This window comes from Marinicrinis lubricantis (assembly GCF_042658665.1).
Lineage (GTDB): Bacteria > Bacillota > Bacilli > Paenibacillales > KCTC-33676 > Marinicrinis > Marinicrinis lubricantis.
On record NZ_JBHSQV010000023.1, the window covers coordinates 1 to 1,198 of the forward strand.

Here is a 1,198-nt window from a genome sequence, read left to right on the forward strand (position 1 = left end):
ACCCCTTGTAGACGACGAGGTAGATAGGTTCGGGGTGGAAGTGCAGCAATGCATGGAGCTGACGAATACTAATCGGTCGAGGGCTTATCCCATATTTTTGATTTCTACCTTAGCGTCACAACAAATATGAACCACATTTGATGTGACAATAGTTCAAAGAAATCAAAAGATACACCTTAATATGACCCAAAAAAGTGACGTGAAGCGCTGTAGCGTATTCCGATTACTTTTTCGGGGCCCATACAAAGATTCCATCAGGAATCAAATGATCGACAACATGTTGATCAACAAGCAACCTTACACTTTCGCATTCAGTTTTGAAGGAGCAAAAAAACGTACCCCACAAAGTGAAGAGAAATCTTCGAGGTGAACAGCCGATTACTTTACGGGGACCCCGAAAAGCTTCTTTAACGAAATATGGTTTGGTAACAATGGCGGAGGGGAACCACGCGTACCCATCCCGAACACGACCGTTNAAAGACCTGTGCATCTGCACAGGTCTTTTTCTATGCTGCTCGTCCTACACCGCTCGGAGAGTATACGGTTTCTTTCCAACGAAGCAAATCCAACGGAGTATGTTCGTGAAATAGAGGAAGAAACCGATGCCGACCTCGAAGTAAAGCGATGAAGGGGATGCTCGGTGCGGAAGGACGTTGCCAAGCTAACCTAAAGACCCGTGCAGATGCACGGGTCTTTTTCTATGTTGCTCGTCCTACGCCGTTTGGAGAGTATACGGTTTCTTCCGATCGAAGTAACTCCAACGGAGGATATCCGTGAAATGGAGGAAGAAACCGATGCCGACCTCGTAGTAAAGCGAAGAAGGGGATGCTCGGTGCGGAAGGACGCCATCAAGCCAACCAAAGAACCGTGCATCTGCACAGGTCTTTTTCTATGTTGCTCGTTCTGCACCGATCGGAGAGTATACGGTTTCTTCCGATCGAAGTAACTCCAACGGAGGATATCTGTGAAGTAGAGGAAGAAACCGATGCCGACCTTGTAGTAAAGCGAAGATGGAAATGCTGGGGTGCGGAACGATATATTGTAGGTATACCTAACAATGCGGTAAGTAGTACCCGAGTTCGACAGTCACTAGGTAAACAAAATGCCCGGATCCCTTGTCCTGCTTAGGTTTACGGGCAACTTTAACAGAAATGGCGTGTATCTATGGTTTTGAGTGGATTTCTAGGAACCTTGGAGG

The 1,198-nt window shown here is 46.8% G+C and carries 1 rRNA gene; it reads left to right on the forward strand.

Annotated elements, in window-relative coordinates:
- Positions 1–92, forward strand: a 23S ribosomal RNA gene (locus ACFPXP_RS02850); the annotation flags it as partial.
- Positions 93–1,198: the final 1,106 nt, after the last annotated feature.